This window comes from Streptomyces sp. NPDC091292, from assembly GCF_044757265.1.
Taxonomy (GTDB): domain Bacteria; phylum Actinomycetota; class Actinomycetes; order Streptomycetales; family Streptomycetaceae; genus Streptomyces.
On sequence record NZ_JBIVUQ010000017.1, the window covers coordinates 49,190 to 73,065 of the forward strand.

Annotated in this window: 23 protein-coding genes; 11 read left to right on the forward strand and 12 right to left on the reverse strand. The window is 71.3% G+C overall.

Features of this window, described 5'->3' with window-relative positions:
• Positions 1-114: 114 nt before the first annotated feature.
• Complete coding sequence (locus ACIQNU_RS33265; protein WP_003953493.1) at positions 115-597, reverse strand: CarD family transcriptional regulator; 483 nt, start codon at positions 595-597, stop codon at positions 115-117.
• Between the two features lie 653 nt (positions 598-1,250).
• Between ACIQNU_RS33265 and ACIQNU_RS33270 the strand changes: the two genes are divergently transcribed.
• Complete coding sequence (locus tag ACIQNU_RS33270; protein ID WP_401373503.1) at positions 1,251-1,916, forward strand: DUF461 domain-containing protein; 666 nt, start codon at positions 1,251-1,253, stop codon at positions 1,914-1,916.
• Positions 1,917-2,011: 95 nt separating this feature from the next.
• Here the strand turns inward: ACIQNU_RS33270 and ACIQNU_RS33275 are convergent, their stop codons facing one another.
• Positions 2,012-2,692 carry a response regulator transcription factor gene (locus ACIQNU_RS33275; RefSeq protein ID WP_033322296.1) on the reverse strand — a complete coding sequence of 227 codons (681 nt, stop codon included), beginning with the start codon at positions 2,690-2,692 and terminating at the stop codon, positions 2,012-2,014.
• Positions 2,689-3,954, reverse strand: coding sequence for a sensor histidine kinase (locus ACIQNU_RS33280; RefSeq protein WP_401373506.1), 1,266 nt, complete (start codon positions 3,952-3,954; stop codon positions 2,689-2,691). Before ACIQNU_RS33280 ends, ACIQNU_RS33275 begins: the two co-directional genes overlap by 4 nt.
• Before the next feature lie 223 nt (positions 3,955-4,177).
• Between ACIQNU_RS33280 and phoU the strand changes: the two genes are divergently transcribed.
• Positions 4,178-4,858 carry a phosphate signaling complex protein PhoU gene (gene phoU, locus ACIQNU_RS33285; RefSeq protein ID WP_401373508.1) on the forward strand — a complete coding sequence of 227 codons (681 nt, stop codon included), beginning with the start codon at positions 4,178-4,180 and terminating at the stop codon, positions 4,856-4,858.
• Positions 4,859-4,991: 133 nt separating this feature from the next.
• On the opposite strand, the gene ACIQNU_RS33290 is transcribed toward phoU, so the two are convergent.
• Complete coding sequence (locus tag ACIQNU_RS33290) at positions 4,992-5,141, reverse strand: hypothetical protein (protein ID WP_401373510.1); 150 nt, start codon at positions 5,139-5,141, stop codon at positions 4,992-4,994.
• 417 nt (positions 5,142-5,558) lie between these two features.
• Here ACIQNU_RS33290 and ACIQNU_RS33295 point away from each other — a divergent pair, with 417 nt between their 5' ends.
• The gene (locus ACIQNU_RS33295) at positions 5,559-7,373 is read left to right on the forward strand and encodes a trypsin-like serine protease (RefSeq protein WP_401373512.1); all 1,815 of its coding nucleotides are present in this window, start codon (positions 5,559-5,561) and stop codon (positions 7,371-7,373) included.
• A gap of 133 nt (positions 7,374-7,506) precedes the next feature.
• Here the strand turns inward: ACIQNU_RS33295 and ACIQNU_RS33300 are convergent, their stop codons facing one another.
• Positions 7,507-8,799 carry an MDR family MFS transporter gene (locus tag ACIQNU_RS33300; protein WP_401373513.1) on the reverse strand — a complete coding sequence of 431 codons (1,293 nt, stop codon included), beginning with the start codon at positions 8,797-8,799 and terminating at the stop codon, positions 7,507-7,509.
• A 170-nt stretch (positions 8,800-8,969) separates the two neighbouring features.
• Here ACIQNU_RS33300 and ACIQNU_RS33305 point away from each other — a divergent pair, with 170 nt between their 5' ends.
• The 4 genes from ACIQNU_RS33305 (at position 8,970) to ACIQNU_RS33320 (ending at position 11,383) form a co-directional block, all read left to right on the forward strand.
• Positions 8,970-9,731 carry a phosphoglyceromutase gene (locus tag ACIQNU_RS33305; protein WP_401373515.1) on the forward strand — a complete coding sequence of 254 codons (762 nt, stop codon included), beginning with the start codon at positions 8,970-8,972 and terminating at the stop codon, positions 9,729-9,731.
• 164 nt (positions 9,732-9,895) lie between these two features.
• On the forward strand, positions 9,896-10,243 hold the full coding sequence (locus ACIQNU_RS33310; RefSeq protein ID WP_401373517.1) for a transcriptional regulator: 348 nt from the start codon (positions 9,896-9,898) through the stop codon (positions 10,241-10,243).
• The gene (locus tag ACIQNU_RS33315) at positions 10,240-10,914 is read left to right on the forward strand and encodes a nucleotidyl transferase AbiEii/AbiGii toxin family protein (RefSeq protein ID WP_401373518.1); all 675 of its coding nucleotides are present in this window, start codon (positions 10,240-10,242) and stop codon (positions 10,912-10,914) included. Before ACIQNU_RS33310 ends, ACIQNU_RS33315 begins: the two co-directional genes overlap by 4 nt.
• Positions 10,915-10,978: 64 nt before the next feature.
• A complete protein-coding gene (locus tag ACIQNU_RS33320; protein WP_401373520.1) occupies positions 10,979-11,383 on the forward strand; it encodes a hypothetical protein in 405 nt (134 codons plus the stop codon).
• 13 nt (positions 11,384-11,396) lie between these two features.
• Here the strand turns inward: ACIQNU_RS33320 and ACIQNU_RS33325 are convergent, their stop codons facing one another.
• Positions 11,397-12,416, reverse strand: a complete 1,020-nt coding sequence (locus tag ACIQNU_RS33325; protein ID WP_401373522.1) for a ferric reductase-like transmembrane domain-containing protein — start codon at positions 12,414-12,416, stop codon at positions 11,397-11,399.
• Between the two features lie 240 nt (positions 12,417-12,656).
• Here ACIQNU_RS33325 and ACIQNU_RS33330 point away from each other — a divergent pair, with 240 nt between their 5' ends.
• Complete coding sequence (locus ACIQNU_RS33330) at positions 12,657-13,391, forward strand: hypothetical protein (RefSeq protein WP_401373524.1); 735 nt, start codon at positions 12,657-12,659, stop codon at positions 13,389-13,391.
• 55 nt (positions 13,392-13,446) lie between these two features.
• Positions 13,447-14,211 (forward strand): sigma-70 family RNA polymerase sigma factor, encoded by a 765-nt coding sequence (locus ACIQNU_RS33335; RefSeq protein WP_401373526.1) that lies wholly within the window; start codon positions 13,447-13,449, stop codon positions 14,209-14,211.
• Here ACIQNU_RS33335 and ACIQNU_RS33340 read toward each other — a convergent pair.
• The 5 genes from ACIQNU_RS33340 to ACIQNU_RS33360 form a co-directional block, all read right to left on the reverse strand.
• On the reverse strand, positions 14,114-15,520 hold the full coding sequence (locus ACIQNU_RS33340) for an MFS transporter (protein ID WP_401373528.1): 1,407 nt from the start codon (positions 15,518-15,520) through the stop codon (positions 14,114-14,116). The two genes, ACIQNU_RS33335 and ACIQNU_RS33340, sit on opposite strands and share 98 nt — an antisense overlap.
• The gene (locus tag ACIQNU_RS33345; RefSeq protein ID WP_401373529.1) at positions 15,517-16,761 is read right to left on the reverse strand and encodes an ATP-grasp domain-containing protein; all 1,245 of its coding nucleotides are present in this window, start codon (positions 16,759-16,761) and stop codon (positions 15,517-15,519) included. The genes ACIQNU_RS33340 and ACIQNU_RS33345 overlap by 4 nt, the downstream gene beginning before the upstream one ends.
• A complete protein-coding gene (locus ACIQNU_RS33350) occupies positions 16,758-17,873 on the reverse strand; it encodes a pyridoxal-phosphate dependent enzyme (protein WP_401373531.1) in 1,116 nt (371 codons plus the stop codon). The genes ACIQNU_RS33345 and ACIQNU_RS33350 overlap by 4 nt, the downstream gene beginning before the upstream one ends.
• A gap of 42 nt (positions 17,874-17,915) precedes the next feature.
• The gene (locus ACIQNU_RS33355; protein ID WP_401373707.1) at positions 17,916-18,611 is read right to left on the reverse strand and encodes a class I SAM-dependent methyltransferase; all 696 of its coding nucleotides are present in this window, start codon (positions 18,609-18,611) and stop codon (positions 17,916-17,918) included.
• 227 nt (positions 18,612-18,838) lie between these two features.
• Entirely contained in the window at positions 18,839-19,546 is a 708-nt protein-coding gene (locus tag ACIQNU_RS33360) for a TetR/AcrR family transcriptional regulator (protein ID WP_401373532.1), read from the reverse strand.
• A 79-nt stretch (positions 19,547-19,625) separates the two neighbouring features.
• On the opposite strand from ACIQNU_RS33360, the gene ACIQNU_RS33365 reads away from it, so the two are divergent.
• On the forward strand, positions 19,626-21,197 hold the full coding sequence (locus tag ACIQNU_RS33365) for a DHA2 family efflux MFS transporter permease subunit (protein WP_401373534.1): 1,572 nt from the start codon (positions 19,626-19,628) through the stop codon (positions 21,195-21,197).
• On the forward strand, positions 21,194-21,967 hold the full coding sequence (locus ACIQNU_RS33370; RefSeq protein WP_401373536.1) for an SDR family NAD(P)-dependent oxidoreductase: 774 nt from the start codon (positions 21,194-21,196) through the stop codon (positions 21,965-21,967). Before ACIQNU_RS33365 ends, ACIQNU_RS33370 begins: the two co-directional genes overlap by 4 nt.
• An 85-nt stretch (positions 21,968-22,052) precedes the next feature.
• On the opposite strand, the gene ACIQNU_RS33375 is transcribed toward ACIQNU_RS33370, so the two are convergent.
• Complete coding sequence (locus ACIQNU_RS33375) at positions 22,053-23,762, reverse strand: glycosyl hydrolase family 28-related protein (protein ID WP_401373538.1); 1,710 nt, start codon at positions 23,760-23,762, stop codon at positions 22,053-22,055.
• Positions 23,763-23,876 lie beyond the last annotated feature (114 nt).

Consider the following 23,876-nt stretch of genomic DNA (forward strand, 5'->3'; position numbering starts at 1 on the left):
CGAACATGCCGCAGCGCCCGGCGACCGCCCGTGCTTCCCAGCACAGGCGTCATCGGGCACCGCGGCATCGCTGTGCGTCGGGGCGTATCGGATCCGGGCAGCGGATCCGCTGCGTCAGGACGCGAGGACCTCGTCGAGGAGCGCCTCGGCCTTGTCCTCGTTCGTGTTCTCCGCGAGAGCCAGCTCACTCACCAGGATCTGGCGAGCCTTGGCGAGCATGCGCTTCTCACCGGCGGACAGTCCGCGCTCGCGCTCACGACGCCACAGGTCGCGCACTACCTCCGCGACCTTGATGACATCGCCGGACGCCAGCTTCTCAAGATTTGCCTTGTAACGACGCGACCAGTTCGTGGGCTCCTCGGCATACGGCGCGCGCAGCACCTCGAAGACCCGGTCCAGCCCGTCCTGACCAACCACATCACGCACGCCGACGAACTCCGCATTGTCCGCTGGCACACGCACCGTCAGGTCGCCCTGGGCGACCTTCAGCACCAAGTAGGTCTTGTCCACGCCTTTGATCTGGCGAGTTTCGATAGCCTCGATCAGCGCGGCCCCGTGATGGGGATAGACCACGGTGTCGCCAACCTTGAACGTCATGTGACAGGTACCCCTTCCGTGGCTATCCAGGGTAACACGAGAACGGCGTCTTCTGAATGGCGTTTTCGCAGGTCAGGGCATATCTCGGGGCTTGACAACCACGACTGGAACGTGCTGCGGAGGGGGCGCGGAGGCTGCTATGCGACGGGTATGCGCAGGTCGGAGGCGCTGTCCGGGTGGGGAGAAACGCGCACGTTACACACACCGGAACGGCACGCCAAGTGGCTGAACGTCCCGTTTTGCCTGGTTCGTAAGGGCGTACTTCTTCGAGTTCCCGCTACTCCGTTCGGCCGCCCGAGCACTGTCCGAAGGGAATCAGGACACGTACGCGGAGAATCCGGAATTGATCATCGAGTGGCGTGATCAATTCCTGTGAGCGATCCGCATTCCTTAACGAAAAATCCGCAAGAGGTCGTTCGCGGGCCGTTCGGGGGGCTTATGTGAATGGTGAACGAGCGGGCAATACGACCGTCACGGGGGCGGTAGGGGCGGGTCGGGTGCGGTGGCGCAGGAACGGCTCGGTAACCTAAGGCCGCTGACACACCCTCGGGACGGCTTCGCCGCCGTCCGCACCGCCGTATCGCCGTAGCACCGCACCGCCGTATCGCCGTACGTCCGTCCGCACCGTCCCCGTTCAAGGAGTTGCCGCCGCCGTGAGCCGCAGCCTTCGACGCGGCAGCCTCGCCGCCACCGTCCTCGCGTTCTCCGTCGCCTCGCTCGCCGCGTGCGGCGCGGGTACCAACGCGCAGACGCTCCAGGTCAAGCCGGACAACGCCGCCACGTCGGTCGGTGACGTCCAGATCCAGAACGCGCTGATCATCACGCAGCCGGATCTCAAGGCGACCGGGCCGGCCGTCGTCTCCGCGACCGTCTTCAACAACGGCACCACGGACCAGACGCTCGACTCCATCACGCTGACGGGCAGCGGCGCCGGCACCAAGGCCGACATCAAGCCCGCCTCGGGGAGCGGGCCGATCACCGTACCGGCCGGCGGGTCCGTGATCATCGGCGGCAAGGGGAACGCGTCCGCCGTGCTGCCGAGCGGCCGGGAGGCCGTCCAGGACGGGAACGCTCAGCCGGTGACGTTCGCGTTCAGCAAGACCGGGGACGTGAAGCTGGAGTCCTTCGTCGTGCCCGCCGCCGGGTACTTCTCGGGCTGGGGCCCGAGCGAACTCCCGAGCGCCCCGGCGTCCCCGTCGACCTCACCGGGCGCCTCGACCTCACCGGGCGCCCCGGGCAGCACCCCCTCGGGTTCACCGTCGGAGTCCACGTCGGGCGCACCGTCGGAGTCGGCATCGGAGACGGCGACCGGCCACTGACACGGCCCCCTCACGGGGGCACGCGGACAAGAGCAGGGGCGGGAACCGGCCGGTTCCCGCCCCTTTGCTCGGTGCGATGGTTGGTGAGCTGCGGTTTACGGCTCGAACTTGTAGCCCAGGCCGCGGACCGTCACCAGGTAGCGCGGGGCGCCCGGGTCGGGTTCGATCTTGGCGCGAAGGCGCTTCACGTGGACGTCGAGCGTCTTCGTGTCGCCCACGTAGTCCGCGCCCCACACGCGGTCGATCAGCTGCATGCGGGTCAGGACGCGTCCGGCGTTCCGCAGGAGCATTTCGAGGAGGTCGAACTCCTTGAGCGGAAGGTCGACCTTGGAGCCCGAGACCGTGACCACATGGCGGTCCACGTCCATACGGACCGGGCCCGCCTCCAGCGCGGCCGGGGTGACCTCCTCGGGCTCCCCGCGGCGGCGCAGCACGGCGCGGATACGGGCGACCAGCTCGCGCGAGGAGAACGGCTTGGTGACATAGTCATCGGCTCCTATTTCCAGGCCGACCACCTTGTCGATCTCGCTGTCCTTGGCGGTCACCATGATCACCGGAACGTTGGAACGGCTGCGCAGCTGGCGGCAGACCTCCGTACCGGGCAGGCCCGGCAGCATCAGGTCGAGCAGGACGAGGTCGGCGCCATTGCGCTCGAACTCGTCGAGACCGTCGGGCCCGGTGGTCGCGATGGCGACCTCGAAGCCCTCCTTGCGGAGCATGTACGACAGGGCGTCGGAGAAGGATTCCTCGTCCTCGACGACGAGCACTCGGGTCACGGAAGGACCTCCGGGGCAGGAAGCGGTTCATACGGGGATGAGACGGTTGTCTCGGGCTGCCCGTTCTCGTCCTCGTCGATGAGGCCGGGCTCCAGGGGCACGCGGTCACGGGCCGCGCCCGCCTCCGGTAGCCGCAGGGTGAACGTGGAGCCCTGACCCTCGGAGCTCCACACCGTGACCTCCCCGCCGTGCGAGGCGGCCACGTGCTTGACGATGGCGAGTCCCAGACCGGTGCCTCCCGTGGCGCGGGAGCGGGCCGGATCGACCCGGTAGAAGCGCTCGAAGATGCGCTCCTTGTCCTTGTCGGAGATGCCGATGCCCTGGTCGGTGACCGCCAGTTCGATGAGGTCACCGCCGGAGGCTGACACCCGGCGCGCGGCTATGCCCACGCGGGTACGGGCCGGGCTGTAGTTGACGGCATTCTCGACGAGATTGCCGAGGGCCGCCGCGAGCTGTCCGCGGTTGCCCCAGATCTGGAGGTCGGCCGTCCCCCCGGAGGCCATGGTGATCTGCTTGGTGCCGGCCTGATGGCGGCAGCGGTCGATCGCCTCGACGACGAGTTCGTCGACGCGGACCGGTTCGGCGTCCTCCAGCGGGTCGTCGTTCTGCACCCGGGAGAGGTCGATGAGTTCCTGGACGAGGCTGGTCAGCCGGGTCGCCTCTATCTGCATCCGGCCGGCGAAGCGCTCCACGGCCTCCGGGTCGTCCGAGGCGTCCATGACGGCCTCGGAGAGCAGGGACAGGGCGCCGACGGGCGTCTTCAGCTCATGGCTCACATTCGCGACGAAGTCGCGGCGTACCGCCTCGATGCGGCGGGCCTCGGTGAGGTCCTCGACCAGCAGGAGCACCAGGCGGGAGCCGAGCGGGGCGACCCGCGCGGACACGGCCAGGGCCTCGCCGCGACCGGTGCCACGGCGCGGCAGATCCAGCTCCACCTGCCTTATCTCACCGTCCCGCCGGGTGTCACGGGCCATCTGGAGCATCGGCTCCACGGCGAGCTTTCCACCACGCACAAGACCGAGAGCGTACGCGGCGGAGCTGGCCTTGACCACGGCGTCCGCCTCGTCGAGCACCACGGCGGACGAGCGCAGGACCGACAGGACCGTGTCGACGCCGGGCGGCAGTACGGGGTCGGTGTGCAGCGAGGTCCGCGTGGGGCGTTTCTGGTCGCGCTCGCTCCAGCGGAACGCCAGCATGGCGATCACGCCGGTGCACACCCCGGCGATCGCTGCCGCTGCGGCGACCGCCGCGTTCACGTCCATGTCCCCAGGTTATGCACGGTCTGTCCCCCATCCACAGCCATCCGGGTGTCAGCTCGAACACTCGTCGCTCAGAGTTCACTGAGGGGACAGGGGTGATTCACTTGCGATGCCGGAAACCGTCGCGTAGGGGCCGGAACGTGGGAGCGTGGGGTTGACGGGCCCCTGAATACCGGAGTGAACACCCGAGTGAACCCCGAGATGACCTGAGAGAGGGACGAGCCACATGCGGGACGCGTACCACGAGGAACTTGACTCGATCGGTGAGGACCTGGTCGAGATGGCCCGGCTCGTCGGATCGGCGATAGGACGCGCCACGACCGCGATCCTTGACTCCGACCTGAAGCTGGCCGAGACCGTGATAGCCGCTGACCAGAAGGTGGACGACCTCCAGCACGACCTGGAGGCCAGGGCCATAGCGCTGCTCGCGCGGCAGCAGCCCGTGGCGACCGATCTGCGGATCGTGGTCACCTCGCTGCGGATGAGCGCCGACCTGGAGCGCTCCGGCGACCTCGCCCAGCATGTCGCGAAGCTGGCCCGGCTGCGCTTCCCCGACCGTGCCGTCCCGCACGACCTGCACGCCACGATCCTGGAGATGGGCCAGCTCGCGCAGCGCCTGATGGCGAAGGCCGCCGAGGTCATCGTCTCCAAGGACGTCGATCTGGCGATGCAGCTGGAGCAGGACGACGACGAGATGGACCAGCTCCACCGCACGCTGTTCCAGCACCTGATAGACGAGCGCTGGCACCACGGCATAGAGACGGCGGTCGACGTGACGCTGCTCGGCCGGTACTACGAGCGGTTCGCGGACCACGCGGTGTCGGTCGCCAAGCGGGTCGTGTACCTGGTGACGGGTGAGCACGCGGACGAGCTGTCCGCCGTGCCGACGCCGGTCGAGGGCGCCTGACCCCTCGGGGAGGGACACCCGGTTCTTCTTCTGACAGTGCCCCGCACGAGTGCCGTGCGGGGCATTCGTCTGTCTGCCGGTTCTGTGGGCGGTCGGCGGTTCTGTGTGCGGTGGGCGGTGTGCCGTACTGCCGTCAGCCGCAGCCGCCGCCGCACTGGCAGGGGCCGCCGCTCTGGCAGCCGCACGAGCAGCCGGGGCCGCACTGACAGCCGCTGTACGGCAGGGGTGCGCCCGGTGACGCGGTCGGCTCGGGAATGGTGTCGGGCTTCGGGGACTCGGCCATGGGTTCCCTCCCAGCGAGGACATCGAGGCACTGCGCCTCCTGCCCATTGCATGCCCACCCGGCCGGGCGCATCAACGGCGCACACGCGCGCGAAGCGGGACGGCGCCGACGGGTTCGCGTACCCCGCCAGGTGAACGCCGGGCGACCTGACCGGGTCGGTACGGCCAACCTCCGGCGCGCGACGGAAGAACACCTCCGGGACGCCCGGGGCGGGCGTGGTCCAGGGGGTCGGCGCGGCCCTAATATCACTCCGCCGGAGGGGGGCTCCGCGGTGTTCGCCGAGCTGAGGCGCGTGCGTGTAACGCGTACGAGACGACGCCCCGCCCCACCCGGTCTCGTTCTCACGCACCGTGACGTATCACTGCGACGTCTCACCGTGACGTCTCACTGTGACGTCACTCTCAGGGGGGTTCCTGAATGAATCATGTTCTTGACCGGCGTCGGCGGTCCAGACGCCGGGGCGCGGCTCTGGCCGGGTTCGCGCTGACCGTCTCGCTCGCCGGGGGCGCGCTCGCCGTGCCCGCTTCGGCCGCTTCGCCGGAGCCGGGACCGTGGCGCGGGGCGTCGGCCGGTACGCCGGCCCCGTACGCGTACCCCGGCGCTTCCGCGAACCGGGGCGTGCCCGCCGCCGCGCCGGACGCGGAGCTGCGCGAGCGCGTGGTGGCGGCGGCCGAGATGGGCGCCGCACCGGGCGCGGCGCCGACGCGGGCCGCGCGGACCGGGGCCGGTCCGACCCCGTTCCTCATCGGCGGCACCGAGACGTCCATCTCGTCGGCGCCCTGGATGGTGCAGCTCGGCTACTACGACGAGGCCAAGGACGAGGGCTACTTCTGCGGCGGCACGCTGGTCGCCGCCGACAAGGTCCTCACCGCGGCCCACTGCGTGTCCGGGCTCAACTGGTCGCGCAACGGCGCGGTGCTCGCCGGGGCCACGAAGCTGGACGACGCGGCCTCCGGGACCGTCGCCGGGGTGCACCGCCAGTGGCAGCACCCGAAGTACAGCTCCACGACGCTCCGCAACGACATCGCGGTCCTCACGCTGGACCGTGCGCTGGACAAGCCGTGGCTCCGGCTCGCCGCGTCCGACGACAGCGCCCTGTACAAGACGGGCACCAGCGCCACCGTCTACGGCTGGGGTCTGACCTCCGGCGCCGCCGACGCGACCCTGGCGTCGAAGCTCCGCAAGGTGACGCTGCCGATGGTCGCCGACTCGACGTGCAACACGGCGATGAAGCAGGTACTCGGTGCGGACTGGTTCGCCGAGGGCTCCATGGTGTGCGCGGGGACGCCCGCCTCCGGCGCCGACGCGGGCACGAAGTCGACGTGCAGCGGTGACTCGGGCGGTCCGCTCGTGGTCGGCGGCAAGATCGCGGGCATCGTCTCGTGGGGCGCCGAGAGCTGCACGGCCAAGGGCGCGTACCCGGTGTTCACCAAGGTCAGCTCGTACGTCGGGGCGGCTACGGCCCGTATCAACGACACGGATCTGAGCTGGGACGGGAAGGCCGACCTGATGGCGCGTACCCCGTCCGGCGGGCTGTTCCAGCTCAACAGCAAGGGCAGTTCGCTCGCCACGCCCGCCTACGTGTCGAAGGACTGGCAGTCGATCAGCTGGGGCATGCAGACCGACCTCGACCGTGACGGCTACCAGGATCTGCTGATCCGGGACAAGACGGACGGGAAGCTGTACCGGAACTACCTGAACCACTCCACGGGCAAGTGGGCGTGGATGCAGGTGTCTTCGGTGTGGGGCGGCTACAGCTCGTACGCGATACCCGGGGACCTCACCGGGGACGGGCGGCCGGATCTGATGGCCGTGGACTCGTCGGGCAACGCGTATCTCTATCCCGGCAAGGGCAACGGCCAGTTCTACGGCAAGGTCCAGACCGTCAAGGGCTCGTGGAAGGGCGTCAAGCTGCTCGGCCACGGGGACCTGAACGGGGACGGCAAGGCCGATCTGCTCGTCGTCGACCGGTCCAAGACGCTGTGGCTGTACCGGGGCACCGGCAAGCAGAAGACGCCCTTCTCGACCCGTATCAAGGCGCGTACCGGCTGGAACTTCACGGCGCAGGTGGCCAACGGTGACATGAACGGCGACGGCATCGCCGACATCCTGGCCCGCACCTCGTCGGGAACGCTGTACCTGTATCCCGGTACGGGCAAGGCGTCCTCGGCGTTGTTCGGGGCCCGCAAGTCGCTGGGCACGAGCTTCAACAAGTACAACGCCCTTTTCTGAGGCGGCTTTTGAGGCGGCTTTTGCGGTACTGAGGCGGGATCGTGTGCTGTTTCGATGGCGCGGTCCCGCCGATGACCTGGGTGAAGCCGTCGTTCCTGTGGATGACGTACCGCTCCGGGCGGTGTCTCCTTGGTCAGGCCGCGACCTCGTCCGTAGGGGTGGGCGCCGGGGCCATGGTCGGCGCCGGGGTGTCCTTGACGTCGGCTGCCGGCCCCCGCATCACGACCCAGTACCCGACGGCCGCCACCGTCCCGACCACCGCGCAGCCCGCCCACAGCCAGTCCGCGCCGTACCGGTCGATCATGAAGCCCGACATCAGGGGTGCGATCAGGGCGGCGGCCGACCAGGACAGGGTGTACATGCCCTGGTAGCGGCCCCGGCCGTGGGTCGGCGAGAGGCTGACGACGAGGCTGGTCTGGGTGGGCGCGTTCACGATCTCGGCGAGGGTCCACACGCAGACCGTGAGCGCGAAGACGCCCACCGACCCGGCGAAGGCGGTGAGCCCGAACCCGTATCCCGCGACGAGCGACGACAGGACGAGCAGGCGGCGGGGGTCGCGGTGCTCGATGAAACGGGTGACCGGGATCTGGAGGGCGACGATCAGGACGCCGTTGACGGCGAGGGCCATGCCGTAGTCGGCGGGCGTGAATCCGGCCTGGCCCATCGCGACGGGCAGGCCGACGGCGCCCTGCTGGAAGATCAGCGCGACCAGGAACGACAGCCCGACGACGGCCATGAACCGCCCGTCCCGCAGCACGCTGCCGAGCCCGACCTCCGGCTCGGCCGCCTTCTCCTGCGCGGTGCGCACGGGCCGCGACTCGGGGAGCTTGACGAAGACGAGGATCGCGCAGATCAGGGTCATGGCGGCCTCGGCGAGGAATCCGGCGAGGTAGCTGTACTCGGCGACGAAACCGGCGCCGGCGGCGGAGACCGCGAAGCCGAGGTTGATCGCCCAGTAGTTGAGCGAGAAGGCGCGGACCCGGTCCTCGGGGCGCACGATGTCCGCCATCATCGCCTGCACGGCGGGGCGCGACGCGTTGCTGGCCATGCCGACGAGGAACGCGACGCCCGCGATGGCGACCGGGTGTTCCACGAACCCGAGCGCGGCGACCGTCACGGCCGTGGACGACTGCGCGACGAGGAGGGTGGGGCGGCGCCCGAGCCGGTCGGTCATGACGCCCGCGCCGATCGAGGAGACGACGCCGCCGAGCCCGAGGAGGGCGGCGACGAGTCCGGCGTACGAGGCGGAGTAGCCGCGGTCGAGGGTGAGGTAGAGCGCCATGAAGGTCGCCACGAAGGCGCCGAGGCGGTTCACCAGGGTGCTGAGCCACAGCCACCAGAAGGCGCGGGGCAGCCCCGAGACGCTCTCCCGGACGGCCCGCCGTATCCGCCCCTCGCCTGTCCGTCTCTCACCTGCGCGCGACATAGGGGTCCCCCCGACAACCGGAATGTAAGTGGCCCTTGTAAGTGGCTCTTATGGTGAGCACAAGTTACGAGTGGCGGGTCGGGCGGCGCCAGTGAATTGACGGCGACCGTCAATCGACGGGGCGGTGGGCGCGGGGCGGGCGCGGGGGTGGGGTCGATTAGGCTCGGGGCATGGCCGACGCACCGTACAAGCTGATCCTCCTCCGCCACGGCGAGAGCGAGTGGAACGCGAAGAACCTGTTCACCGGCTGGGTGGACGTCAATCTCAACGAGAAGGGCGAGAAGGAGGCGGTCCGCGGCGGTGAGCTGCTGAAGGACGCCGGCCTGCTGCCCGATGTCGTGCACACCTCGCTGCAGAAGCGCGCGATCCGCACCGCGCAGCTGTCGCTGGAGGCCGCCGACCGCCACTGGATCCCGGTCCACCGCAGCTGGCGCCTGAACGAGCGGCACTACGGCGCGCTCCAGGGCAAGGACAAGGCCCAGACGCTGGCCGAGTTCGGCGAGGAGCAGTTCATGCTCTGGCGCCGCTCGTACGACACGCCGCCGCCCCCGCTGGCGGACGGCGCCGAGTACTCCCAGTCGGACGACCCGCGCTACGCGACGATCCCGCCGGAGCTGCGTCCGCGCACGGAGTGCCTCAAGGACGTCGTCGCCCGGATGCTGCCGTACTGGTACGACGACATCGTCCCCGACCTCCTGGCCGGCCGCACGGTCCTGGTCGCGGCCCACGGCAACAGCCTCCGCGCCCTGGTCAAGCACCTGGACGGCATCTCGGACGAGGCCATCGCCTCCCTGAACATCCCCACGGGCATCCCCCTGTCCTACGACCTGGACGCCAACTTCAAGCCCCTGAACCCGGGCGGCACCTACCTCGACCCGGACGCGGCAGCGGCGGCGATCGAGGCGGTCAAGAATCAGGGGAAGAAGAAGTAGCCCCTCTTGACGCGGCTGAACTTGGCCGTGCGTCTCGCGGCCTCCTGCCTGCGGAATATCCGTGGGCGGGGGGCCGATGCCGGTTGCCGGGAAGGGGCTCGGGCTGGAGGGCGGGCGCCCCGGTCGAGGACCCGTAATAGTCGAGGACCCGTAATAATCGGGGCATGGCTCCCACGCCCACTGTCTCCGAACTCCGGCGTGACCGGTTCGACCGGCGTCGGCCCGGTCGCCTCGCCGAGCTGGCCGGTCCCGTTCACGGCACCGTGTTTCTGCCGCTGCACCTGGCCTGGTCCGGGCTGACCGAGTTCGACCTCGACCAGCCGCGTCTCCGGATGAGCTGCTATCGGATCGTTCTGGCCGAGGGGCAGCGCGAGGACCTGGTCCGGTACCTCGACGCAGACCTGCTCACCGAGATGTGGCCAGTCCTTCGTACGCTCGTCAGTCGCGACCTGCGTGACGTCTGGGAACACGCCTTCCCCGAACTGGCCCCACCCAACAGGGCTGTCGCGTGAACCTCACCGACCTGCACCGCCGTCTCCTCACCGACGTACTCAACGTGGGCACGCCCTACCCTCTCGCCCTCACCGGCGGCTACGCCGTCCAAGCTCACGGTCTGGTGGACAGGCTCAGCCAGGACCTTGATGTCGCCACCGAAAACCCGGAGGCGATGGAGACCATCGCCGCCACTGTCCGGACGGGCCTGGAGCAACGGGGCTGGTCGGTACGCACGCTGGAAACGGATCCCCTCTCGGCTCGGCTGATCGTCACCGACCCGGGGAGCGGTGAGGAGTGCGAGGTCGACGTTCTGAAGGAAGCTCTCTGGCGCCCGCCCGTGCGGACCGAACACGGCCTCGTCCTCTCCCTGGAGGACGTCATCGGTACGAAGGTCCGGGCGCTGGCCGATCGGGGGCTGGCCCGGGATCTCATCGACGTTCGGGCCGCCGCGGACCTCCGTAGCCGGGCCGAACTCGAAGAAGTCGGGCGCCGGCACGCCCGCGACACATTCGAACTCGTCGAGCTGCAAGCCCGGCTGACTGGTGCCGACTGGATCGACGACACCGAGTTCGCCGCCTACGGGCTCGACGACCAGGCCATCAGTGACTTGCGGCGATGGGCCCAGGAGTGGGCGGACGACATCGCCGAGCGTCTTGCCGAGTTGAGTTCTCCGGAGGAAGAGGAGTAGCGGCGCAGCAGGCTGTTCCTGCTGGTCAGGGGCGTTGTCAGTGGGGGGCGTTAGCTTGGGGGGCATGACCAGTAAGCCGTCTGAGCAGTGGCGTGATCGTGTGGTGGAAGAGGCTCGGGAGGTGGCCGCGGGGCGGCGGGCGCCTGAGTGTGCTGTGTGGGCGCGGTTGTTTCCGGAGTCGTTGCTCGATGCGACCGACGGGGCGCTCGCCGGGTTCGAGGGGGCGGTCGCCGCGTTGGGGCCCGAGCCGTCGGACGCCGACGTTTTCGGTGTGGTCGAGCGGGTGGTGCTCGCGCTCAACGGGATCAATGAGGACCACGGCGGCAGTGGCTTCGAGACCAGTGAGCGCGAGCAGTTGTGCGACTACATCCACCTCACGCTCACCGGGCAGGGAATTGACATACCCGCCCTCGCCGAGCGCAACGGCATGGGCGCCCATGAGATCACCGACAAGTGGCGCGATTGGTGATCAGCCGTAGTGATCAGCCGTGGTTGTGCGTCGACGACGTGTCCTCCGGGGGTTCCGCACGGCCGCCGTCTCGGCCTGTGGCCAGCACCGCCACCAGTGCCACGAGGACGCCCGCCGCGAGCACCCGGCCCGTGAGGCGGGTCGTCCAGCCCGCCGCCGAGCCGGGGTGGTCCCGGGGTGCGCGGAGGCGTTCCGAGCGGCGGGCCGGGGCGAGCAGTCGGAGCAGGAACAGGGCGGCCAGGGGGAGTTGGAGGAGCCAGATCGTGGTGCGGAACCAGCCGTCGTACCAGACGTTCGTGCCGTAGAGGAGCGTGTGCCAGACCGACAGGACGTAGACCGCGATCACGAAGCGGTGCAGGACGCGCCAGGTCTTCGGGCCGATGCGGTGGCGTACGTAGAAGAGGAGGCCCAGCGGGATCGCCAGGTACAGCGCCGCCTGACCCACGGGGATGGCGATGCGGCCGGTGCCCGAGTCGTAGCCGCCGGGGACGAAGGTCTCCACGAACGCCGTGCCCACGCGCGCGTACCACGCGTCCGTGTCATGGCGGATCAGCTCCACCGCGAACAGCAGCGCGTGCGCCGTGATCAGGGCGATGGTGTTCAGGCTGGTGGTGCGGTGCAGGCGTTCCAGGGACGGGCCCGACCAGGGCAGCCACCCCGGGCGCGGGCCCGACAGGAGCAGACCCAGGATCACCGTCCCCCACGCCCAGAGCAGCGCCGACCAGCCGAACGCCTGGCTGAGGAAGTACACCCAGAACGCTCCCGCGTCCGCCATGAACGGCATCACCGTCACGGTCGACGACGTCTTCGCGCGGATACGGAGATAGAGGACGCCGAAGATCGCCGCCGTGATCGCCAGGGCGATGGCGCCGTCGAGGAGGGAGGCGCGGAGGTCGGAGCGGAGGGTTACGCGGGGGGAGGAGGTTGGGGAGGAGGGGGGCGCCTGATCCGGGTGGGGTTCCGGTTCCGCCACCGGCTCCGTCACCGACCCCGGTTCCGGTGCTGTTTCTTCCGGATTCGATCGCATCGCCATCGTTTCCCCTCCGCCGACACCGGGACACAGACCGGGAGCGAGCCCGCACACCCCCGCCCGCGCAGCGCCTCCCGTGCAGGAGTCGGGCGGGGTCGCACGAAAGTTCCCCCCGAGCCCTCACCGTACGAATGTGATGTGCATCACGCACCATCCGTGTCCTGATTACCACCCTCAACACCCGTTCCGTCCGCATCAGTTGTGCTTCCCCGCCTCCCCCACGTGCCTGGCACCATGGCGGGCATGCGCGCAGGACCGGGACTCCGCGTCGCCCACACCGCGGTGCTCGCCGCGGTGTGCCTCGTGCTGTCCGGGCTCGGCCACGCCCTGACGTCGGGCATGTCGCCGTCCCCGTGGGCGTACGCGCTCGCCGTCCCGCCGCTCTGCGCAGGCGGCTGGCTGCTCACCCGTACGGAACGTTCCGCTTCGGCCGTCGTCGCCTTCTGCGCGCTCGTCCAACTCGCCCTGCACGCGTGGTACGGGCTGATCGAGCCCCATGGTCCGGCGGCGCGTTCCGGTACGCACCCGGGCCACGGCTCCCCTTCCCTTTCCATGGCGCCCGGCATGACCCATGGATCCGCCCACCCGCCCCCCGCGCCCGCGAACCCCTCCGCCGGCTCCCCCGACGACGTCGTCGCCGAAACGTTCGCCGTCCTCTTCGACGGTCTCACCCCCGGTATGACCGCCGCCCACCTCCTCGCCGGCGCCGTCTGCGGCTGGTGGCTGTGGCGGGGCGAGCGGGCACTCGTCCAACTCGCCCGCGCCCTGCGCCTGTTCGCCGGAGCGCCGCTGCGGTCGGCCGGCGCGCGGCTGCGGTTCGCCCGCGCGGTACTCGCCGCCGTACTCGGCGGTGCCTACGCCGGGCTCCCGCCCGCCGCGCCCGTACCGGTACGGGACCGCCGCCCGGCCCGGCTCCCGGCCTCCGTCGCCCTGCTGCGCGCCGTCCCGCGCCGCGGCCCCCCGCTCCTTCCGTCCTGAGCCGCCCCCTCACCCCCTCACGGGCCCCGCGCCCGGACGCGAAGGACGATCCGCGATGCCCCCTGCCCACACGCCGCTTCCCCCTGCCCGCACACCCATTTCCCCTGCCCGTCAGCCGGTTCCCCCGGCCCGTGCGCAGACCCCGCCCGCCCGTACGCGGGACGAACGCGATGCCGAGGTCACCGCCTGGGCCATCGCCGCGGGGCTCGGCGACCGCCGCGCCGCCGAGCTGTTCGTGCACGCCACGTACGACGACGTACGCCGCTTCGTCGCCCATCTCACCGCCGACGTACGCGGCGCGGACGACCTCACCCAGGAGACGTTTCTGCGCGCGCTCACGAGTCTGCGCGGGTTCGCCGGGCGGTCCTGCGCGCGGTCCTGGCTGCTCGCCATCGCGCGGCGCGTGGTGGTGGACCGGTACAGGCGGGCCGCCGCGCGGCCCCGGATCGCCGAGACCGTCGACTGGCTGGGCGCCGCCGACCGCGCGCAGCCGCGCCATCTGCCCGGATTCGAGGAGTCCGTGGCGCTGACGGACGCCCTCGACGCGCTGGAACCCGGTCGCCGGCAGGCGTTCACCCTGACCTGTCTGCTCGGCCTGTCCTACGCGGAGGCCGCCGACGCGCTCGGCTGTCCCGTGGGCACGATCCGGTCCCGGGTGGCGCGGGCCCGCCGGGACCTGGCGGAGGTGTGGAACGAACCGACTGGAAGGACCGAGAAGGTACTTACGAGCGAGCCGCCGCCGCATGCCGCTGCCGCGCACGTCCCCGTCGGACCGACGCGCCCCACAGCGCCACCGGCAGCAGCACGCTCTGCGCGCTGACCGCGAACCAGAACACGGCCGCGTCGCCCACCTGTTCGGCGGCCCCGTACAGCGGGCCGCCGAACAGGGCGGCGGCGAAGGCCCCGAACCCCGCCGCCAGCCGCTGCCGGCCGAAGACGGTCGCGGCGGGCGCCCGGGAACGATCCAGTGCCTCCAGGTCGTTACGGAGGAAGAGCACGGTTTCAGCGAAGCAGAGCAGTAACGACCCGACCACGATCCCGACCACGATGCCGGCCCCGGCGCCCACCCCGAGGCCGACCCCATCACCGGTCCCCGACCCGGACCCCGACCCCGCCCCCATCCCGGTCCCGACGATTCCGCCCGCCCCGATGACCGCCGTCCCCACGGCCATCGCGGCGAACCCGAGCCGGAGCGCCCGCCCGTACGGGAGTCCGGCGATCCAGCCCGCGAGCAGCGGTTGCGCCACGACGAGCAGCAGCGCGTACGCCATGAGCACCGAGGCGTAGAAGGCGGCGGACGTGCGGGGTACGGCGTAGAGCGCCAGGTAGTGCTGGAAGTACATGAAGACGAGTACGGAGAGGAGGGTGTACGCGAAGGGGGCGCGAGCCCAGTCCGGGCGCGCGGCACGCTCAGGGACGACGCGATCCTCGTGGGTCCGCGCGGGGACGACGCGATCCTCACCCGCCATGTCGGGGACGACGCGATCCTCGTGGGTCCGCCCGAGGACGACGCGATCCTCACCCGCGGCCTCGGGGACGACGCGATCCTCACCCGCCACCCCGGGAACGACGTCCACCACCCCCGGCAACCCCATGTGCCCCACCCCCACCACCGCGAACAGCACGGCGACCCCCGCGAACAGGGTGGTCGGGGACGTGAGGACGAAGGGGGCGGCTGCGGGTGGGCCGAGGGCTATGCCCGCGTTGAAGGCCGAGCCGCTGGCCGCGAGCAGGGCGGGGCGCCGCTCCGGCGCGCAACCCGCCACCAGATACGCCTTGTTCGCCGGGAGATACAGCGCGGCCCCGGCCGACACCAGGAACAGGGCCACCACGGCGAGCCACGGCCGGTCGAGGCCCGGTACGAAACAGGCGAAGCCCGCCGTGCGGACCGCGAGTGCCACCAGCATCGTCGCGCGCAGCCCGATCCGGCGGGCGACGGCGGCCCCGACGACCCCGCCGCCGAACTGCACCAGCGAGGCCACCGCGAGCACCGCGCCCACCGTGCCGAGGCCGAAGCCCCACCGCTCGTGCAGGAGCACCGACATGAAGGGCAGGACGGCGAAGCTGCCGAGAGTGATCAGGAAGGAGGCGCCCAGGAGGAACAGGGAGGGACCGGTGAAGCGCTTCACGGTGTCGACTTCATGACCGCCCGTACCGTCGTCGCCGCGCTCCACGCGCGGTGCTGGGCGAGTTCGGCGGTGGGGGCCTCGGCGAGGACCATGCCGGTGCAGCCGCGCTGGTCGCCGATGTCGGGGACGGTGTCGCCCGGTGCGCGTACCGGGTACCACTCGACGGCGCCCGGGAAGGCGGCCAGCCCTTCGAGGCCCGACCACTCCAGGAGGACGCCGGGCCGGTCGGCGTAGACGAGGACGAACGCCACGGCGGGGCCGGTGCCCTGGAGTTCGGTCGGTGCGTCGAGGAGGGCGGGGCGGCGGCCGAGTGTGACGTCGATCAGGGCCGAGTAGACATCGGTCCGCAGCGCGCGGCACAGCGCCTCGCCGATCAGGGCGCCGCCGATCCGGCGGTTGATCTCGACGAGTTCGGGGCCGTGCGCGGTGAGGACGAACTCGACGTGGGCGAAGCCCTGGTCGTGGCCCGCGACGGCGAGCACGCGGGCGACCCACCGTTCGATCGTGGAGAGTTCGGCGGGTGGCAGCGCCACCGGGAAGGCGGCGGCCTCCTCGCGGACGGCGGGGCTGCGCGAGGTCTGCCGACTCGCGACCCCGAGCAGCCGGGTCGCGCCGCGCCAGCTCAGGGTCTCGGCGCTGTAGAGGGGCCCGGCGAGGAAGGGCTCGGCGAACAGCCGTCCCTTCAGGGCGACTTCGGCCTCGGCCTCGGCCGCCTCGCCGAGGGCGTCCCGCAGCGCCGCCCGGTCCGGGGCGATCCACACGGCGCGCGACGAGGTGCCGGCCGAGTCCTTGAGGACGGCGGGCAGCCCGACGGCGTCCGCCACCTCGTCGGCGCGGTCGGGGTGCGGGTGGTCGACGGGGTACGCGGTCCCCCGGCTCAGCCCGGCCCGGTGCAGCGCGGCGCGGACCCGGGCCTTGTCGCGCAGCAGCCGTACGGCGCCGGGTCCTGGCCCCGGAAGTCCGAGTTCGGCCGCGAGGTCGGCGGCCGGGACGCTCCAGGTGTCGGTGGTGTTGATCAGCCCCGCGAGATCGGGCACGGCGGTCAGGGCACGGCGTACGGCACCGAGGTCGGTGGTGTCGACGTCGACGATGTCGAGCGCGTCGGCGGGGAGCGTCGCCAGCTCGTGCCGGTAGACGCTCCGGTCCCCGGTGAGCAGTACGAGCCGGTGCCCGGCGGCGCGGGCCGCCGAAGCGGTCCTGCCCAGGCCGAACGACAGGGCTTCGAGCGCGACAACGGTCACCGCGCACCCCCGACCGACGTGGCCTTCGCGTTCGCGGGGGAACCGTCGACCCTGGCCCCCGACGGCGCCTCTCGCCTGCCCCACTCCATCACGGACCACGGCGGCCGTAGTTCGGTGAGCGCGTCTATCCGCCGGGGAGCCAAGGTGTCCGGAGACAGGGCCTCCGTATGGCGGGCGAAGACGCGGTCCGTGTAGCGGTGGCCGGTGTCGGCGGCGAGGACCAGATACGTGCCGGCCGCAGCCGGATGGGGCGCCGCCTCCCGGACGGCCTCCCACCGGGCCACCAGATGGGCGGCGCCCGTGGAGAGCCCGGCGAACACGGCGTGCCCGCGCAGCAGTTCGACCGCGCCGGCCATCGCGTGCCGGAAGTCGAGCCAGTGCACGGTGTCGTACAGCTCGTGCCGGACGTTGCCGAACGGGATCGAGCTGCCGATTCCGGCGATGATCGCTTCCGGATCGCTGAACCCCTCGCTCCCGAAGGTCACGCTCCCGAAGGGCTGGACCCCCACGAGCCGCACCGCCCGCCCGGTTCCGCGCAGCGCCTCCGTCAGCCCGCCGGTCGACGCGCCGGTGCCGACCGCGCCGACCACGGTGAGCGGCCCGGCGGGCAGCGCGGCGGCGGCGAGTGCGGCGAACTCGCGGTAGCCCGCGTAGTGCACGCCGTCGTGGTACTGCCGCATCCAGTGGCAGTCCGGCCGCCGGTCCAGCAGCTCCCGCACATGCCGGACGCGCCGCTCCTGGTCGAGCCGCAGGCTCTCCGACGGCGGCATCTGGTCCACGGTCGCGCCCAGTACTTCGAGCTGGGCGCGCAGGGCCGCGTCCACGGTGGTCGAGGCGACGATGTGACAGCCGAGGCCGTAGCGGTGGCAGGCCATGGCGAGGGCGAGCGCGTAGATGCCGCTCGAACTGTCCACCAGGGTCTGCCCCTTCACCACCCGCCCGGCGTCGAGCAGCGCGCGGACGGCGCCGAGCGCCGCGTACACCTTCATCGTCTCGAAGCGCGCGAGCACCACGGAGTCCGAGAGGCGTACGAAGGCGGGGTCCTTGAGGGCGTCGGTGATGTGCTCGTGCACGCGGACGGTGTCGCCTGCGGGGGGTGTCAACTGGTGCATGGCGTACGGGTCCTCCGGTGGGGGTGGGCGGGGACTGGGCGTTCAGGCGGCGGCTCGGCCCCGGACGACGAGGCGCCGCGCGTGCTGGTCGTAGGGCCCGCCGTCGAAGTCGCCGAAGCAGGTGACGTCGGTGAACCCGGCCGCCACGAAAAGGTCGTGGAGTTCGGCGGCGCTGTAGAGGAAGGAGTGGATCGAGGCGGTACGGGCGGTGGTGCCGCGTACGAGGGTCCAGTCGGTACGGAGCCTGCGCCAGCTGTCGAGGACGGTGTCCCGCTGGACGACGTACGCGCCGTCGGGCAGGTCCACGGCCTGCGGACGGCCGATCCAGCCCGCCAGGACCTCCTTGCCCATCACGTCGACCAGGAGGTGGCCGCCGGGGGCGAGGCTGCGGCGGGCGTTGCGCAGGACCTGGAGGTTGTCGGCGGGGTCGGCGAAGTACCCGAAGGACGTGAAGAGGTTGAGGATCACGTCGTACGCGCCGGGTTCGATGTGGTCGAGCATGTCCGCGCGGACCAGGCGTACGGAGGTTCCGGCCCGGTCGCAGGCGGCGCGGGCGGCTTCCAGCATGGCGGGGCTGAGGTCGACGCCGGTGACCTGGTGGCCGCGCTCGGCCAGCGGGACGAGGAACAGGCCGGGGCCGCAGCACAGGTCGAGGACCCGGGATCCTGCGGGGAAGTCGAGCAGGGACGCGTCCCGGACGAGCGCGGCGACGGACTCGGCGCGGGCGCCGGAGAACATGGCGGGCGCGAAGTCCACCCAGAGGGTGTCGTCGGCGTACCAGGCGGGGTTGTCCGTGGTGGCGGCGTCCGTGGTGGGGTCGTACGAGACTGGGTCGTCGTTACGGCTCATGCCCAAGGTGTCGTCCGGCAAGTGCCCTGAGTTCCCGGGCAGTTGAGGCGCCCGGTGCGGACGAGGCGTACAGGGCCGGGCGATCGCCCGCCAGAGCCGCCCGTCAGAGCTGCCCGTCAGAGCTTGGCGGCGCCCTCGTCCTCCGGTCCGAACGCCCGTAGGAACGTGTCGACGGCCGCCGCCGTCACCTCCACCAGCTCGGCGTCCGCGATCTCCACGGTGCCCATCTGCGAGCGGGCCTCCATCGGGCCGATGAGCAGGGCCAGGAAGTGTTCGGCGGCGCGGGTCGGGTCGGTGGCGCGCAGCCGTCCCGCGAGCGCGAGGCGCGCGAGGCGGTCGGCGAGGGCCTGCACCAGGCGGTGGGGTCCGTGCTCGCTGACGATGGTCAGGGCGTCGGGGAACCGTGTGACCTCGGCGTACAGCAGGCGCCGCAGTGCGCAGGAGCGGTCGTCGCAGTGCAGCCGGAGCACCGCGAGCCCGACTCCGTGCAGGGTCGCGCGCAGGTCGTCGCCGGGGGTGAGGAGCGGGTCGAGCGCGGCGAGTTTGTCGTGCAGCGCGGACCGGGCCGCCGCGTCGAGCGCGTGCCGGAACAGCGTGGCCTTGTCGGTGAGGTGGTTGTACACGGTGGGCTTGGCCACGCCCGCCTCGTCGGCGATCTCCTGGACGCAGGCCTGGGCGTACCCCTGCCGGGCGAACACGGTGAACGCACCGTCGAGGATCGCCTGCCGCTTGTCGATCCGGCCACGTGAGGCGCGCGCCGGTGAGACGCCCGCCGGTGAGGCGCCCGCCCCGCGGGAGGAGGGGGGTGTGCTGGTGGCTGCCATGTCGCTGATTGTACGCACGGGTTCATTTATTTGGTCGGTGTGGTTGTGTATGAACTCACTGGGTCGCTAGCTTGAACCCATGAGTTCAAAAACGCCGCCGACTCCCGGCACCGAAGACCGTCTGGACTCACGCCTGCTCGGGCTGATCGCCGTGATCCTGCTCGGCGGACTCCTCGGCATCCTCAACAGCACGATGGCCGCCGTGGCCACCGACACCCTCGCCACGGCCCTCGGCACCTCGCTGAACGCGGTCGGCTGGGCCTCGACCGGGTTCCTGCTGACCGTCACGGCGACCATCCCCTTCACCGTCTGGGCGGTGGACCGGTTCGGCGGCAAACGGCTGTGGCTGACCGGGCTCGCCCTGTTCCTGGCGGGTTCGCTCGCCGCCGGGCTGGCGTGGAACATCGGCAGCCTGATCGCCTTCCGCGTCGTCCAGGGGCTCGGTGCCGGGCTGCTCGACCCGCTGGTGCTGATCCTGCTGGCGCGCGCCGCCGGTCCGCGCCGGGCGGGCCGGGTGATGGGCCTGATGGGCGTGGTCCTGTCACTCGGCCCGGTCCTCGGCCCGATCGCGGGCGGCGCGGTCCTGAGCGCCCTGCCGTGGCGGTGGATGTTCCTGCTCAGCGTGCCGGTCGGGCTGATCGCGTACGGGCTTGCGGTATGGGTGATTCCGGCCGATCGTCCGCCGACCGGCACCCCGGCCGCTGCCACGTCGGCCTCTGCCACCCCGGTCTCCGGCACCGCAGCCTCCGGCACCCGCCTCGACGTGCTCGGCCTCGCCCTCCTCGGCCCCGGCTTCGCCGCCCTCGTCCTCGCCCTCTCGCAGACCGCCGCACACGCCACGCCGGCCGCCTGGCAGGCTCTCGCCCCGCTGGCCGTGGGCGCCGCGCTCCTCATCGGCTACGGCGTCCACGCCCTCCGTACCCGAAGCACCCCGGTCACCCCGGGCACCCTGGGCACCCCAGCCCCCCGGAGCACCCCGCCCCTGATCGACCTGCGGCTCTTCGCGCACCGCGGCTTCTCGGCGAGCGTCACGATCATGGGCCTGAGCGGCCTGGTCACGTTCGCCGCGCTGTTCACACTCCCGCTGTACTACCAGCAGGCGCACGGGCGCGGGGTGCTCGCCGCCGGGCTCCTGATGGCCCCGGTGGGGCTCGGCAGCGCCCTCGCGATGCCGCTCGCCGGGCGGCTCTCGGACCGGCTCGGCGCCCGTGGACTCGCCACCGGCGGAGGGGTGGTGTCCGTCGCGAGCGGTCTCGCGCTCACCCGGATCGGCGCGGACACGCCCGAACTGTGGCCCTCGGTGGCCGCGTTCGCGCTCGGTCTGGGACTGGGGTTCGTCACCGCGCCCACGATGGGGTCCCTGTACCGGGCGCTGCCGGCGCCGATGGTGGCGCAGGGCAGTTCCGTGCTCTACATGCTCAACCAGCTCGGCGCGGCCCTCGGCGTCGCCCTGGTCACGCTCGTCCTGGAGACGTCCGGCGACGCGATCTCCGGCTTCCGCAATGTCTTCTGGCTGGCCGTCACCGCAAACCTGATCATTCTGGCCGCTCTCCCTCTCCTCCCCGGCCGCCTCACGCCCCCGGCCTCCGGCTCCGGTTCCGGGGACGCCGTCCACGAACCTGCCGTACGCAAGCCCGAGAGGACACGATGAGAACCCTCGTCATCACTGGCGGAACCGACGGAATGGGCAAGGAAATCGCCCGTACGTATGTGGCCCGGGGCGACACCGTCGTCATCGTCGGACGGGACGCCGAGAAGGCGAGGACCGTGCCGGGCGCCGTCTTCGTCCCGGCGGACCTGAGCCTGATCAGCGAGAACCGGCGGGTCATCGAGCGGATCAACGCCGAATTCCCGTCCGTGGAAGCCCTGGTGCTGTGTGCCCGGTACTTCCGCGCGACCCGGCACGAGACCGCCGAAGGCATCGAGAGCGTCTTCGCGCTGGACTATCTGAGCCGGTTCCTGCTCAGCCACGGCCTGACCGCCCCGAAGACCGTCGTCAACGTCTCAGGACCCGGCGTCCCGGGCGGCCGTATCCACTGGGACGACCTCATGCTGACGCGCGGCTACGACGGGATGGCGGCCCAGTTCCAGGCGGGCCGGGCCAACGACCTGCTCGGCGTGGCGTACGCGGCCCGGCACGCGGCGGACGGACGGCGGTACGTACTGATCCACCCCGGTTCCGTGTCCACTGGTTTCTGCGGCGAGTTCGACGCGGCGACCGCCGCCCATGTCGCCCGTCTGAAGAGGTACGGCAAGCCGGTCGCGGAGGGCGTCAAGCCGATCATCGCCCGGATCGACACCCCGCCGCCCGCGCCCCTGAGCGCTTTCGTCCTGCACGAACCGGCCACCCTGGACGACCCGTCGTTCGACCCGGCGTCGGCGGAACGGCTGCACGACCTGACGAGGAAGCTGCTCGGATGAGGCTGTACTTATGGGGCTGCTCAGGGGAAAACGGCCCCCACGCGCGCGGGAGGCCGTTTTCGGTGGCGTGACCTATAGGTGATGCCTAAAGGTCCCGCTGGGCGTCGTACAGATTGCGCGGACGGACCACGTCCGCCGTCCCGTACAGCTCCAGGCGCGCGTGCAGATCGCCGGTGAAGTCGGGTACGTCGATCTGGTCGAACTCGGTGACCTCGTTGATGCCGACGGTGGCGCTCCAGGGCGCGAGTCCGTCGATCTTCATCAGGCCGGCGCGGCCGTTGGTGACGCGGATGTTCCAGTGGGTGAACCGGGCGCCGAACAGGGGTCCCGCGATGGCGTCGCCGCCGTGCCGCCCGTTGTTGTTGACGGTGATGTCGGTGCGGACGTTCGCGAAGGGCATCCCTCGGTGGCTGTCGAAGGTGCCCATCCGCATGTCGCCGCGCGACCACACGTTGTACGAGGAGAGACCCTCGACGTTGATGCCGTGCAACTGGGTGCCCGAGGGCGCCGGAACCGTGCGCTCCTCGATGGTGAAGTCCTCGACGAGGTTGTCGTGGGCGCCCTCGCGGCAGAAGTACGGGTGGTGCGAACCGCGTCCGCCGACCCGGGTGCGCCGCAGGGTGCACGCGGAGGCGGCGACCAGTCCGAAGCCGTTGTCGACGTGCCGTACGGAGACGTCGTCGGCCCAGCAGTCGTAGGCGCACTGGAAGGTCACGCCGTTGAAGCCCTTGTCCAGGAGGTGCGGGGACTGCGGGGTCTCGACGGCCTCCAGGGTCAGGCCCTCGACGCCGGAGCCGGTCAGCGCGCCGGTGTGCGTGGTGATCCGGGGATCCCACTCGGGGCGTATGTCGAGGGGCAGGGGGCGCTCGAAGGTGACCTTGCGCCCGCGTACGGAGGCGATGCGTACGGGCCATTCGTAGGGCACGTAGGAGGTGAGTTTGGTCTTGTCGTCCCAGGAGTACGCCTCCGGGCCCGGACCGTCGCCCGCCATGTGCTGGAGGAGGCCGTGCGCCGCGTCGTCGGCCAGCCGCAGCAGTACCAGGTCGCCCCGGCGGAGCTTCGACGCGTCGGCGACCCGGACCGACCAGGAGCCGCGCAGCGCGGGCTCGACGGTGGTCAGCGTGGACCATTCGTCGCGTTTGTTGCCGGTCCAGCCCTCGAAGGGCCATGCCTTCGCCCGGATCGCGTCGGTCAGCTTGCGGAAACGGTCCTCCGGGCAGAGCCAGACGAGACCGCCGGCCCATGACCAGCTCGACTTGTCGCCGCCGTAGCGGGAGCCGTAGACGCCGATCAGTTCGGTGAGGTTCTTCGTCGCGTAGAGCTTGGTCCGGCCGCTGCCCGCGCCGCGCAGGACGGTGTTCGCGTGCCCGATGTGGATGAGGTCGTCGATGCGGTACGTGCCCGGGGGAACGAGAACCGTGCCACCGCCGGTCCTGCCGACAGCGGCGATGGCACGGTTGATCGCGGGCGCCGCGTCGGCCGAGCCGTCCGCCTTGGCGCCGTACTGGAGGACGTTCGCGACGACCGGGCGGCGGGGGAGGCGCCGCGCGCCGACGTACGCGCCGGCGCGGCCGACGTAGGGGATCTGGGGGTGGGTGAAGGGGGCGCGGGTGTATTCGCGCCACAGGGCGGGGGTCTGCCCTGCCGTGCCGCCCCCCTTGCCCGCTTCGCTCGCCGGGTGGCCGGTGGCGGCCATCGCGGTGCCGCCGCCGGTCGCGGCGACGGCCGCCACGGCGACGGCGCTGCCGAGGAGCGCGCGTCTGCCGATTCCCCTGCCGGTACGGTCCTGATCCATGCGCCGCTGATCCATGCGCCCGCCTTCCATGGATGTGAACAGAGTTCATATCTGCGTCGGCGGTGAGCATGCCATGGCGAGCGAGGGCGGGGAAAGGGTTGTGCGGACGGTATT